8 protein-coding genes are annotated in these 11,959 nt (G+C 55.9%); 7 read left to right on the plus strand and 1 reads right to left on the minus strand.

The window, feature by feature from the left end; all coding sequences use genetic code 11:
* Window positions 1–109: 109 nt before the first annotated feature.
* The gene (locus tag FE782_RS18800; RefSeq protein WP_138195783.1) at window positions 110–1,282 is read right to left on the minus strand and encodes an ROK family transcriptional regulator; all 1,173 of its coding nucleotides are present in this window, start codon (window positions 1,280–1,282) and stop codon (window positions 110–112) included.
* A 479-nt stretch (window positions 1,283–1,761) separates the two neighbouring features.
* On the opposite strand from FE782_RS18800, the gene FE782_RS18805 reads away from it, so the two are divergent.
* From FE782_RS18805 to FE782_RS18835, 7 genes are all read left to right on the plus strand, one after another.
* Window positions 1,762–6,102 (plus strand): FIMAH domain-containing protein, encoded by a 4,341-nt coding sequence (locus FE782_RS18805; RefSeq protein ID WP_158299458.1) that lies wholly within the window; start codon window positions 1,762–1,764, stop codon window positions 6,100–6,102.
* A 144-nt stretch (window positions 6,103–6,246) separates the two neighbouring features.
* A complete protein-coding gene (locus FE782_RS18810) occupies window positions 6,247–6,825 on the plus strand; it encodes a YdcF family protein (RefSeq protein ID WP_138195785.1) in 579 nt (192 codons plus the stop codon).
* A 208-nt stretch (window positions 6,826–7,033) separates the two neighbouring features.
* Window positions 7,034–8,497, plus strand: a complete 1,464-nt coding sequence (locus FE782_RS18815) for an ABC transporter substrate-binding protein (RefSeq protein ID WP_138195786.1) — start codon at window positions 7,034–7,036, stop codon at window positions 8,495–8,497.
* Between the two features lie 59 nt (window positions 8,498–8,556).
* On the plus strand, window positions 8,557–9,504 hold the full coding sequence (locus FE782_RS18820) for a carbohydrate ABC transporter permease (RefSeq protein WP_138195787.1): 948 nt from the start codon (window positions 8,557–8,559) through the stop codon (window positions 9,502–9,504).
* Between the two features lie 21 nt (window positions 9,505–9,525).
* A complete protein-coding gene (locus FE782_RS18825; protein ID WP_138195788.1) occupies window positions 9,526–10,362 on the plus strand; it encodes a carbohydrate ABC transporter permease in 837 nt (278 codons plus the stop codon).
* The gene (locus FE782_RS18830; RefSeq protein WP_238392561.1) at window positions 10,359–11,129 is read left to right on the plus strand and encodes a Cof-type HAD-IIB family hydrolase; all 771 of its coding nucleotides are present in this window, start codon (window positions 10,359–10,361) and stop codon (window positions 11,127–11,129) included. Before FE782_RS18825 ends, FE782_RS18830 begins: the two co-directional genes overlap by 4 nt.
* A gap of 26 nt (window positions 11,130–11,155) precedes the next feature.
* Entirely contained in the window at window positions 11,156–11,953 is a 798-nt protein-coding gene (locus tag FE782_RS18835; protein ID WP_138195789.1) for an MgtC/SapB family protein, read from the plus strand.
* Window positions 11,954–11,959: the final 6 nt, after the last annotated feature.

Genomic DNA, 11,959 nt, shown 5'->3' on the forward strand with positions numbered 1-11,959 from the left:
TTCCGTTATCACCAGTTTATGAGTGGACAGAAGCAAGATAGAACGCTTGTCGTACTTCCCGGAGCTCTGGGAACGAAACTGCCGCCGGCAGCGTGCCGGCGGCAGTCGATTAAATTCCTAGGGCTTCCAGGGGGACTTCGAACACGTGCTTAAGCACCAGTCTGGCCGCCAGAAGCGTCTCGTCGGGCATCCGTTCCATGTGAATCAGCTTTACGCCGCGGCTCGTTAACGGAATGTTGTTCTGCACCTTCTCCGTAAGAATCGAGAGGATGTCCTTGCGCACGGCGGTTAATACCCGGCCGGTCAGAAGCACGCGATCCGGGTTGAGGAACGTTACCGCATTGCTAAGCGTCGTCGCGAGGGCATCCACCATGGCGCCGTACATCCGTACGACCTCCTCGTCCCCGTTATGATAGGCGCGAGCGAGGCTGTCCAGCGTGTAACCCGTCGTCACCCCGAGACCGCTGATCGAAAGCAGCGTCGTGAGGCAGCCGACGCCCCCGCATAGACAAAGATGAGCGTCTTTCCCTGTGAAGGCTTTCACATGCCCGAACTCGCCGGCCACGAAGGTCGAGCCGGAAATCAGACGCTTCTCCGACACGATCGCGCCGCCGATGCCATAATCGAACTTTAATGTAATATTTTCCACGGAATCGGAGAGCGAGCCGTTCATATTCTCGTTGAGCGCGAGCAAATTCGCATCGTTTTCTAAATATACCGGCAACTCATACTTCTGCTCCAACACAGCCCTTACAGGGATTCGCTCGAAACCGATCCCCGGCGTCCGCAGCAACACGCCCTCTCGCGAGTCTACCAACCCTTGTACGCTGACTCCGATCCCTCTCGTACGGGCAACGTCCGGCGATTGGTCGAGCAGTTCTTCGATGACTTCGCCGAGCAGTTGGAGCAAGTGCTCCGAATTGAGGTATTTTTCGGTGCGGCGTTCTGCGCTGTAGAGAACCTCAGGGCGAAAATCACAAATCGACCCTCGAATATACTTTCCCGCCAGTTCGATACCGATGACGTAGAAGTTGGAGCTGTTGACGTACAGTTGAATTCGTTTGCGCCCGCTTCCCGCTTCTAAAGGCAGATGTTCGCCTTCGTATACGACGCCTTCTTCTAGCAGCCTGTTGACGATATTGGTAACGGTCTGTTGACTTAAGCCCGTCTTCTGCGCAAGCTCCACGCGCGAAATAGACCCGGCCGTGTAAATTAATTGTAAGACCTTCTGTTGGTTAATGGATTTTAATAGCTTGTGACTCGTGTTTTTTTGCGGATGCAAGCCAAGGACCCCGCTTTGTCGTGGGAATATGTGCTGATCATGATAATCAAACGGATTGATTAATTAATTATAAAGAAAAACGATGAGGATGGGAAGTGGGGAGGTCTTTGCAATAAAATAATATTTTTGAACGAAGGAATATTTGGACGGAAATCGAATTTGTTTTTTGAAAGCGCAACCGAACCTCGTTCCGACCGAGCGTCGCGATTGCGTCTTTGTTTCGATAATTAATAATTCCAATTGATTAAAGAATGGAGGCGATCCCTGAACTCTCGTTACGCCATGCAGTTCCTTGTAAACCATGCCGAAAGAAAATCGAAAGCCGATGGCAAAGGAGCAGTGAAATGAAGAATAAGACATGGAAACGCAGTGTGGTTGCCGCTTTGGCAGTAGGAATGTCCTTGTCTTGCATTCTGCCCATGGGAAGTCGGACGGTTGCGGAGGCGCAAGAGACTCCTTCGTCGACCAGCCCTCCTCGCATGTTAATTACTGAGATCGTACCTGACTCTACGAATGTCGGGAACGACGACGGCTTCGAATACGTGGAGGTGTATAACAACTCGAACCAACCGATCGACTTCGGCGATTATCTCATCGGATACCGTTACCCGGGCAACCCTCCGGGAACCGATGTGCCGTTGATTCCGTATGCTTCGGTCGTCATTCCTCCGCAGCGGACGATGGTGTTTTGGGGAATGAACGCGTCGTCGGAAGGGCTGACCGTGGCGGATTTCAACGCGAACTACGGTACGTCCCTAGTGGAAAACGAAACGATCGTCCGCATGCCAGGCGGATTAAACGATTTACGCGAACGGATCATCACCGTGTCGACGAGAACGGGCCGCGATGTCGTAACTGCAGCCTACAATAAGGGAGTTATCGATACGAAAGCGGATATGGGGATCAAGTATGCCGTTCCCGAACCCGGCAGTCTGGAGATGCGGCTGGTCGGCTCCACGGTCGAGCGCGGCACTCCGGGAAGCGTCGAATCCGGGCAAATTCCGAACGAGCCGGTTTCTCCGCTGCCGGACTCGACGCCGCCGGTCGTTCAAAGCGCAACGAGCATCGACAGACCGGACTTGACGAAGCCGATCGAATTCGTCGCTAGCGCGTCGGACGAGTCGTTGCTCGCGCATGTCATGCTTCATTACAAGTCGATCCGAGACGAGCAATTCCAAACCGTCAGCATGCTGAACGGGGCGAACGGCGTATTCCGGCATTCGTTGGATGTCGAAGCATGGTATGGCAGTCCGACGCTGGAGTATTATTTCGAGGCTTCGGACGGCACGAATCGGACGGCGACCGAAGTCGCGTTCGCCCCGTTGACTGGCGAAGATGCCTCCGGCGCAAGCTTGAACGTATCCGACGGCGAGGTGGTGACGGGCGTCAAGAGAATCATCGGCACCGGGGCGGGCGCGGAGCCGGAGCTGCTGGACTTGACGATCGACGGTGTCGAACCTGGAACGAAGCGTGCATTGACCGAGGCGCCTACGCTTGTCTTCGAGGCTCACGACGTCAATGCGGGACAAAGCGCCGTCACGATGAACGGGGAAGTCATCGACATCATTCCAATCAATACGATGGACTACGCTACCGTCCGCGTGCCGATCAGCCCCGGAAATTTCGAGTACGGACGGGCGAATACGGTCGAGATTCGGGCCGGCTCGACGAAGAGACCTTATTACGAGGAAGCTCCCGAGGCCGGATTGGACGACTTCTTCATTCGTAATATCCGATTGGAGTTAGCGGACGGAACCGAAATAAGAGACCCGAGATACGCGGATCCTGCGTTGCTGCTCGACATGGGAGACAACGGACGGTTCCTGCCGATCGTATCCGCACAGTTCGAAATCCCCGAGGACAAGTGGGCTTGGACGCCCGCGGCGGAGAAAGCGCTGACGGCGCCCGCCTATTTCGTCTTCGAGGCGAACGACATTAACGCGGGCCAAAGCGTGGTGACCTTCGGCCGCGAGGTGCTGCACTTGATTCCATTCGATACGACGGGCTACGCCACGGTCGTCGTGCCCGTCCGTCCTGAGTTATTCCATCGCGGGGAACGTCATCGGTTCGCGATCCGGGCGGGATCGGTCAATCGGCCTTATTACGAAGAGGCGCCGGAGGGCGGGTTGGACGACTTCGATATTCGCAACGTGCGTCTCGTCTTGGCGGACGGAACCGAGCTGCGAGACCCGAAGTATGCAGACCCGACGCTGAGGTTCGATATGGGGGATAACGGCAGATTTCTGCCGATCACGTATTTCGACTTCCAGATTCCGGACGATCAGTGGAAGGCGCTGTCGTACCTGTGGGACACGGCGGGGGCGACCGACGGCCCGCATCAGGTGCAGTTATCGGAAGCGGGAGCGTCCTATGCGGCGGCGAACGTATTTACAGACAATCAGGGACCGGTCATCGTCTCGAATATGGCGGAAGGCCAGTCGTACAAAGGGGCGTTCACGATCGAAGCGTCGGCCAGCGACCTTGTCGCGCCGGTCGCGACGTTCGAGGCGACGCTGGACGGACAGCCGATCTCGATCCCGTTCGCGACGTCGTCGGCGGAGCTAACCCCAGGTGTTCACGAATTGCATCTGAAGGCGACGGATGGGACGGGATGGACGACGGAGCGATCGATTCGGTTCCATACGCCCGAGGAACTGCCGTTCGCGCCGACGATACTTAGCCCTGCCCACGGGTCGGTCGGACTCGAGACCGAGGTGGAGCTCGAGGCGAGCGTAGACGATCCGTCGGACGATCCGCTGCAGGTTACTTTCTTTAAGGGCGATCGGATTGCAGCGCCGGATCCGAGGATGCTCATCTACTCGAATGCCGTCGATCGGGAGCCGCCGATAAGTATCGAATCGGCGGGAGATCAGACGTTCTCCGATGAAGAGAAAGCCAAGCTCGACGCATCGGACGATGTCTACGTCGTCTCGGATTCTTACGAACAGTTCCCGTATCATCGCTTCGAAGTAGAGGTAGGCGACCAACTCGGCGCGGGCGACCGTATAGAGCTGTACTGGGAAGGGCATTCGCTCGAAGGGCGCAAGGTGACCCTGTACGCATGGAACGTCGTCGAAGGCGAATGGAAGCCGTTGGCGTCGACGGTGGCGGCCTCCGAAGAAGACTTCGCGCTGGCGGCGTCCGTGAGTCCTGAACCTTACGTCATCGACGGCCGCGTTCATGCGCTCGTGCAAGATCTGATACCGGATCGCGGGGACTACGATTTCACGTTCGTCGCGATGCCGGATACGCAAATTTACGCGGAAATCCAACCGGAATATTTCCAATCCCAAGTGGAATGGATTCGCGACCGGAAGGAAGCGATGAACATTCGCTACGTCACGCATGTCGGCGATATCGTCAATTCCGCGGGCAACCGGGATCAATGGGCGAGGGCGGATCGGTTCATGAGCGTGTTGGAGGACGCGGGGATTCCCTATGGGGTCGTCGCCGGGAATCACGATGTGTTCGACGGCGGGGCGAACAGCGAACCCGATTACAGCGCATTCGGCGAATTTTTCGGAGCCGCGCGCTTCGAGAATGAGCCGTACTTCGGCGGATCGTATAAGAACAACCGGGGCCGCTACGATATGATCTCGGCGAACGGGAACGACTTCATGTTCGTGTATATGGGTTGGGGAGTGAACGACGAGGATCTCGTCTGGATGAACCAGGTGCTGTCGCAGCATCCGGACCGGAAGGCGATTCTAGTGCTGCACGATTATCTCCGGGCGAACGCCGCCCGCTCCGAGACGGGGCAGAAAGTGTTCGACGAGGTCGTCGTGCCGAATCCGAACGTCGCCATGGTCATCAGCGGCCACTATACCGGCAGCGCGGTGAAGACGGACGCGATCGACGACGATCGCGACGGTACGGCGGACCGTAACGTCTACCAGATCCTTAACGACTATCAAGGCATTCCGAACGGCGGGTCCGGTTATTTAAAGCTGTTTCATTTCGACACCGAAACCGACCAGATCTTCGTCAACACGTATTCGCCGTATTTGGACGATTACAACTACTACGATCCGGAGAAGGACGAGTGGACGCTCCGGATGGAGCTGACGCCGAGGCTGAAGCGCGTCGCCACGGATAAGATGGAGGTCCGCATCTTCACGGACGAGGCGATCGCTCCCGCGACTCCGGCGAAGAGCGGTTCCGTCGTTCGCGCGGCATGGACCGGCTTAACGGGAAGTACGACGTATTCTTGGTATGTCGTGGCGGAAGATGCGTTCGGCGGGCGTACCGCTTCGGAGCTTTCAAGCTTCCGTACGCGTTATACGCTTCCGGCGCCTACAGGGCTGCAAGCCATCGACATCCGCGCCGACGGCGCGACGATAGGCTGGAATCCGGTCGATCCGGGCGACGGATCGACCGTGACGTACGCGGTGTACGCGAACGGAGGGGAGATCGCTTCGGTCGCGGATGCGGTATACGCGATCGACGGCCTGACGCCGGATACCGAGTATCGCATCCATGTCGTCGCGAAGCATGTGCCGACGGGCACGGTGTCGAAGCCGAGCCCCGAGTTGACGATTCGCACTTGGATCGACGTCGCAACGTTGGAGAGGATCCTTGAAGACCTGATCGTCTCGCGCGAGGTCGAGAGCCCGCTGTCGAATCCGTTGTCCAACGCGCTGCGGCAAGCGTCCCATCACGAGCAAGACGGACGTTCGGAGCAGGCAAGGAAGTCGGTCGAGGATTTCCTGAAGCATCTGAACAATGAAGCGATCGCATCGTCCGCTTCGGAGCATGCCAAACAATTGCTCCGGGAGAAGGCCGAGGCGTTGCTTCTCGCAATGAATACGACAGGCATATAGAAAACGCCCCCCTCCGGCCGCCCGGCGGGAGGGGGATTTACCTGTTTAAAGAATGTCTTGACGAGATAACCAAAATGTGGCATATATAAATAAAGACAATTGATTTATTAACAACATCGGATGATAAGAGGAATGTGAGAGGCAATGTGGATCGTCGTTTGGACTCTGATCGTACTTGTTGGCTTGTTGCTGGTTCCCGCCCTGTATTTCGGTTGGATGCACTCGGCGACACTGGAGGAAGGCTCTCGCGACGCATTGATCGTGCTAGGTCAGCGTACGGAGAACGAGGAGATCGGAGAACTGCTCCGGGAACGCTTGGACACCGCGGTTCGACTGTTCGAACGGCATCGGTATCGGTTCCTGATTTTATCCGGCGGCGCCGTAGGGAGCGAGAGATCCGAGGCGGAAAAGATGCAGGACTATCTGATTAGCCGAGGCGTACCGAAAGACAAAATGATTTTGGAAACGCTGTCTCGAAACACGGTCCAAAATATCGCGTACTGTCGTACCCTGCTCCGACGATTCAACCTCGACTCGTGCTTGTTTATCTCTAATTCGTTCCATATTCGAAGAATGAAATACATAGCGGAGAAGTTGAACGTGAACGCCGAGTTTTATGCCGCTCGCCGCCCGCGCAGCATTCTCTGCAAGCAGTGGAAATTGACCTTCCAAGAAATTCGAGCGTATCGTCTCTCTCTTCCTTGGATCGAGAGGATGCGTTGAATCTAATAACGCCAAAGAAATGAAAGCGGATTCATTCGAAGGAGTGAAGCCTATCGTCAACGCGGGGGATTTACAAAATCTTCATTCAGGCATGACAAATCCATAACATAATTGATTTACACTAGCCTTGTTATAAAAATCAATTGAATTTATTAATTGGAGGTCGTTCGTATTGGTTCATTCTAGCAACGTAGGATTACGCAAGTTGATGGCCATCGGTTTAGTCGCGGCAATGGGAACGCTCGCCGCATGCGCCGGCGGCAACGGCGGAGACGCCGGCGGCGGAAGCGCCGCAGGGGAGCAGCCGCAGCCGGGTACGTCCGACGCGTCGGCGCCGGCAGCGCAGGAGCCTCAATTGGAGGTATACGAAAACGGGTTGCCTAAGGATGAGAAAGTCACGTTAAAGGTCGGTTTCTTCGTAGGGGGATACGGCCGAGATTGGTTCGACTACGCGGTAGAGTCGTTCAAGGAGAAATACCCGAACGTTACGTTCGACGTTACGGCTTCTCCGGATTTGAAAAATTTGCTCTCTACGAAAATTTCCGCCGGCAATGACGACGATATGTTCGACCTGTTCAATACGGCGCCTCCGGGCGGCGTCGTCTCCCTTGCCGAGGCGGGGAAGCTGGAAGAGATGGGCGACATCTGGGATTACCCGCTGCCGGACGTACCGGGCGAGAAGGTCAGAGACCGGATGCTGCCGGGGATGTACGAATCCACTCCCTTAATCGATGGGAAAATGTACGAATTCACGACGGCGAGCAGCTTCGGCGGCTTATTCTTCAATAAGACGCTGTTCGAGAAGAACGGCTGGAATCAAAATCCGAAGACATGGGCCGAATTCGAAGCGCTGCTGGCGGACATTAAGGCGGACGGGGTCATCCCGATCACATTCCCGGGCGTGCATCCGAGCTATCATAGCTGGGCGTTCGGTCCCGCGAAGATGTTCGAATTGGCGGATATGAACGGAACGGCGGACGAGTTCATCGAGAGATACAAAACCTACGGGCTGCCGGAATTTACGAGCCCCGAGCAGATCGAGGTATGGACGCGCATTTACGAGTTAGGCAAGAAGGGTTATTTCGCGGAAGGCTTGCCGGCATTAACGCATACGCAGTCGCAGATGCAGGTCATTCAGGGCCAAGCGGCCATGGTTTCGACGGGAAGCCATGTCGAGAACGAAATGAAGGAAGCGACGCCGGCGGATTTCCAATGGGGTTACATGGCCGTACCGTTCCGGGAAACCACCGATCAGACGCTGTGGATCCGCAGCGGCACTTCGAACTTTAATTATATTTGGGCGGCGAAGCCCGATTTGAACAAGAAGTGGGCGAAAGAATTCATCGTATGGACGCTCACGCTTGAGAATCAGCAATTCGCTGCGGAGAAGTCCGGCGCGTTGCCGATGCGCAAAGACTTGATCGACGACCCGGCCAAGACGACGAACTTGTCGACATCGGCGCAATCCATCTTGAAATATATCGGCGACAATGGGGCGCATACCTACAAAGCAAGCCGATCCGTCAGCATTTCGGACCCGAATCTCGCGCAGGCGAACAAACTGCTGGATGAGAATATCGTAAAATTCGCATTGGGGCTGCAAGAGCCGAAGCCGATTCTGGAGGAAGCCGAGGAGCTGCTGAAGAAAGCTTTGGAAGCCGAGCGGAAGTAAGCCGACGAGCGGGGAGGATATCCTCTCCGCTCTTATTTTATCAAGAGGAGCTGACCTCGATGCCTGAACCGACCGCGGCAAACATTCCGCGTTCCCAAGGGAGACGCTTGGGGCTTGATATGGCGAAGACGCAGAAATGGATCTTTCTTACGATCGCGATCGTGCCGCCGTTCGGCGGATATTTGTTGTTTACGTTGTTTCCGAACCTGTTGTCGGTCTATTACTCGCTCCTGGACTGGGACGGATTCACGGACGCCACTTTCGTCGGGCTGTCCAATTTCGTAACGGCGTTCCAAGATAAATACGTATGGCGCGCCCTGACGCATAATCTATGGTTTATGCTGACGGTTCCGTTCTTGGTCGTATTCGTCTCGCTCATTCTCGCCTATCTGATCACGAATAAATCTTATCGGGAAAATGGTTTTCTGAAAGTATTGTTCTTCTTTCCGAACGTGTTGTCCACCGTCGTCGTCGCCCTCCTGTGGGCTTTCATTTACGACGGGAGCTACGGGCTGCTGAACGGGATCTTAGGCGTCCTCGGCGTCGACACCGGCAATTTCTATTGGCTGGGCAACGAACGAACGGCGCTCGCGGCGGTCATTCCCGCATGGGTGTGGGGCGGGGTCGGCCTCTACGTCATTATCTTCGCGAACGCGATGCTTGCGATCCCGAAGTCGTTGTACGAAGCTGCCGTTCTGGAAGGAGCCGGACATATGACTCGGTTGTTTCGGATTACGATGCCGCTCGTCATGCCCGTCGTCCGCGTGGGCATCTTGTTCTTGGTCGTCGGAACCTTGAAGAGCTTCGAAATCATCTTGATCCTGACGAACGGCGGCCCGTTCGGTTCGACCGACGTCATCGGATTGTACATGTTTAATCTGGCTTTCGGCGACGAATATCGAAATTACGGGTACGCCTCCGCCATCGGGATGATCTTGTTCGTCATCTTAGTGAGCGCGAAGCTGATCACGGACAAATTGTTCCCGAATAAGGGCGTCGAGTTCTAAATCGAGCGGGGAGGGATACCATTGAAGGAAAAACATACATGGCTGGATGCGGTCTGGCGGATTCTGTTGTACTTTTGGGCGTTAACGATCGTGTTCCCGCTTTGTTGGGTGCTCTACGAATCCCTGAAGACGAATCCAGAGTTCTACCAAGATATTTGGGCGCTGCCGAAACAACTGAATTGGCAAAACTACGCCGACGCTTGGACGGATTACGGCTTCGGGAAATCGTTGCTGAACACGCTCTATTACGTTGGAGGCACTCTCATCGTCAGCCTGTTCTTTACGACGATCAATGCATACGCGTTGACGCGGATGGAGTTCAAGGGGAGAAATCTGATCTGGGGCTTGATCATGCTGAGCTTGTTTTTGCCGGGCGTCAACGCGCTCGTGCCGCAATACGTCGTTATGCGGGAGCTGGGGCTGACGAACAGCATTCCCGGATTGATCTTGCTGTCGGGCTTGGGGGAAAGCGTGTTCTATCTCATGCTGCTCGGCGGCTTCATGCGTTCGCTTCCGAAGGAATTGGAGGAGAGCGCGATTATGGACGGCGCTTCCCTGTTTCAGAAATTTTGGCGCGTCATCGTTCCGTTATCCACGCCGGGGATCGTGACGGTCGCCGTATTCAAGTTCCTAGGGTATTACAACAACTTCATGGGTCCGTTCATCTACTTGAGCGATCCGGAGAAGTATCCGATCGCCGTACAGATGTACTCCGCTAACAAGCAAATGGAATATACGGCCGATTGGGTTACCTTGTTCGCGGGCGTCGCGATTTCGATGGTGCCGTCCATTATCATCTACATGCTGTTCCAACGCCTGCTCATGGAAGGGGCGACGATGGGGGCGGTGAAGGGGTGAATCGGAACAAGAACTATCCTATTACAGCGAAGTATAAGCTGATTGCGACTGATCTAGACGGGACGTTGTTGACGGACGATAAGACCATAACGGACGAGACGAAGCGTTGGCTGCGTTACGCCGCGGAGCAAGGGGTGGCGGTCATCTTCTCGACCGGCAGGGGGATGCAGACGGCCGAAGCCTATTGGAGAGAGTTGGAGCTCCGCTCCCCGATGGTCTTGCTGAACGGCGCGGAAATCTGGAGCGGACCGGGAAAGCTGCATAAGCGAATATTTTTGCCTCGCGAGACGGTGCGAAGACTGCACGGGATCGCCGTCGCCCGGGGGGAATGGTATTGGGGGTACAGCGTGGAAAGCTTGACGAACCACGAGGGATGGACCCCGGAGATGTTCGATCGGGATTGGATGAAATTCGGGATCGGCTGCGCGGACCTCCAACGACTGGAAGAGATACGGCAGGACTTGGAAGGCTGGGGCACGTTGGAAATTACCCGGTCGGCTCTCACCAATCTTGAAATTTCGGTCAAGGGGGTGACGAAGGAGAGCGGGGTTCGCGAGGTGTGCAGCCTGTTAGGGTTCGGCATGCCGGACGTTATCGCGCTCGGCGATCATCATAACGACATTCGGCTGCTGCAAGCGGCGGGACTCGGCGTTGCGATGGGCAATGCCGACCCGCGAGTGAAGTCGATCGCGGATGCGGTCACGTCGACGAATAACGAGGAAGGCGTAGCGCGGGCGATTCGGAAGTACGTATTCGGTCTCGAGTAACGTCAGCGGTTGGCGGGGGGAATCGTATGATCGACCTATTGGGGCAATTCGCGGCAGAGCCGGCCAGCGTATGGGAAATCAGCGCTGCGGATTTGACGGTTCGGATGGTTCTCGCCGTAGTTCTCGGCGGAATCATCGGGTTGGAGCGGGAATGGAGCAACCACGCGGCGGGGTTCCGGACCCATATCTTGGTTTGTATCGGCTCCGCATCGATCATGCTGCTTTCGATCTACGGGTTTTCGGAATTCGTCCATGAAACGAACGTGCGCATCGATCCCGCCCGATTGTCCGCTCAGGTCATCAGCGGCATCGGATTCCTTGGAGCCGGGGCGATTATGCGCCATGGCCTCACGGTATCCGGCTTAACGACGGCGGCTTCCATCTGGGTGGTCGCAGCCATCGGATTATGCGCAGGAGCGGGTTTTTACTACGGGGCCATCCTATGTACGATTCTGGTGTTTATTATTTTGCAAGTGCTGAACCGTTGGGAGAAGAAAATGAGAAGGTCGCGGATCGACCCTGAGATGACCGTCAAGGTGACGAATCGCCCAGGGATCCTCGGGCAGGTCGCGATCGAGTTCGGGGCGCAGGGCATACACGTCAGCAATGTAAAAATCGTGCAGGAAGAACGATCGGCGACGGACGAACCGGAACAGGCGCCGACGCTTCTTGTATTTCGCATAAAGATCGAAAGCGGCGAAAGGCTGCTAGCCGCGGTGGATTGTATCCGCGCCTTGGAAGGCGTCTTATCGATCGATCTGAACCATCCGCTGTATAGGAATTCGCCAGCTTTGCCAAAGACGAAATATTCGGTAGGGGGATAAGGAAGC

Origin of the sequence: Paenibacillus antri, assembly GCF_005765165.1 — a bacterium.
Taxonomy (GTDB): Bacteria; Bacillota; Bacilli; order Paenibacillales; family YIM-B00363; genus Paenibacillus_AE; species Paenibacillus_AE antri.